This window comes from Teichococcus oryzae (genome assembly GCF_008386565.1).
GTDB lineage: Bacteria > Pseudomonadota > Alphaproteobacteria > Acetobacterales > Acetobacteraceae > Pseudoroseomonas > Pseudoroseomonas oryzae.
The window spans coordinates 1-1,158 of record NZ_VUKA01000065.1 but is presented as its reverse complement, the minus strand read 5'-3'; the positions used below and the strand labels follow the sequence as shown (position 1 = coordinate 1,158).

General features: G+C 64.4%; 1 protein-coding gene. It reads right to left on the bottom strand.

Annotated elements, in window-relative coordinates; genetic code table 11:
• Positions 1–1,115 (bottom strand): rhamnan synthesis F family protein (locus tag F0Q34_RS21520; protein ID WP_206668130.1); only part of this gene is annotated, 1,115 nt, incomplete at its 3' end.
• Positions 1,116–1,158 lie beyond the last annotated feature (43 nt).

Below are 1,158 nucleotides of genomic sequence, written 5' to 3'. Positions count from 1 at the left end.
AGCCGGCAGACGGCGGTGTAGCGGTCATCGAGGAACAGGTCGCGGCAGGCGATGAACAGGGCCGACATGTCGCGCCCACGGTTCTGCTCCACCACCCGGACAATGACGTTGCGGATGTTCTTCCGCCCCGCCACCGTGTCCTCGATGATCCGCTTCTTGGCCTCCGTCTCGGTGGTGGCAATGAAGTCATAGGGCACCGGAATGGTGTCGGTCAGCGCCAGGATCTCGTCCAGCATGTCGGTGTAGTAGACATGCACGCACACCGCGATGGCGCCGTAATCCGGCAGCTCGCCGGGCTGCAACCGCACATCGGGCAGCACGCTGGTCAGCGCCGCATTGGTGTTGAGCGTGCGCAGCTCGGCAAAGCGGACCACGTTGCGCCAGATCAGCTCCGGGTCGTAGTCGGAATGCTCGGCCAGGATGCGCAAAGCGCGCGGCAGGTCGGCCGCGTAATGCTCGAACAGCCGCGGATCGTGGAAAAACGCCCGGCGCTTGATCAGCGGGTTGCGGTCGAGCAGCGTCTCGTCGAGGTTGAGCATCGCCGGGTAGTGCGTGCCGTAGTCGCGCCGGTCGAGATAACAGGCGGCGCGGTAGCCGAGCCTGGTGAAGTATTCGGTGAAGCGGGCCTCATGGCTGAGGATCGCCTGCTCGTAGCTCTGGCTGGCGCTGATGCCGTCCCAGTACTGCCGGAAGCTGCGCGAGCCCAGCAGGCCGGCGCGAACGGCGATGAAGTTGGTGTTCAGGTGGTAGGGCAGCGTGCCCGTCCCGGTCATCGGGTTCGGCGTCATCTCGGCATGCGCCGAGACGCCCCAGAAGTCGCACTCCCGGCCCTGCATCTCGCCGAACAGCTCGGCAAACGGAAACACCGGGCCGTAGCAGGTGTGGTTCACCATCAGGACCTCGTCGTACAGGCCCTCCCGGTTGTAGCCGATGCGCTCCAGCCCTTCCTTGTAGGCCAGGACGTCGAAGCCTTCATTCGGCCGCAGCACCACATCGTCGACCACGCCCCGCAGCTTGGCCTCGGCCTCCCGCGTCAGCGGCCCGTTCGAATAGAACAGGATCGTCCCGGCATGCTCGCCAAGCTTCTCCAGCAAGTAAACAACGTAATCGTCCACAACCCCATGCGGATCGTAAAACGAAAAAATACACAGCCTGCGC